The following is a 318-nucleotide window of genomic DNA, read 5'->3' as shown; positions in this document are numbered from 1 at the left end:
ACGAGCGCGAGCACGATCGTGTTGGGGATCTTCCATGTGCGAAAATCGGTCCAGGCGGCGTAGAGAAAAAGAAATACCGAAAGCGAACTAATAACATCGATCATTTGCGGCATGGTATTCACCCTTTTGGGCTATTATAGCCTGATTTTCAAGTTGCTCTACAGTAAATCCAGACGACTGAGTCAGTTTTTACGAATGGGCACCGGGACTTTGGTCTTAACCATAAAGTATAGATGTCGAGAGCTTGCGTATAAAACGATTGACTAAATTAGAGTTAAGAGATTATTAATGGTCCCAGTCGAAGAGGCGGTCTCGACG

General features: G+C 44.7%; 1 pseudogene. It reads right to left on the bottom strand.

Features of this window, described 5'->3' with window-relative positions:
* A pseudogene (locus AF337_RS45705) lies at positions 1-113 on the bottom strand (pilus assembly protein CpaA); the annotation flags it as partial.
* Positions 114-318: the final 205 nt, after the last annotated feature.

The sequence above is a fragment of the Rhizobium ecuadorense genome (assembly GCF_001187535.1).
In the GTDB taxonomy this organism is placed as follows: Bacteria; Pseudomonadota; Alphaproteobacteria; order Rhizobiales; family Rhizobiaceae; genus Rhizobium; species Rhizobium ecuadorense.
Note: the sequence above shows the minus strand (reverse complement) of the source record. Positions and strands in the feature narration are given on the sequence as shown.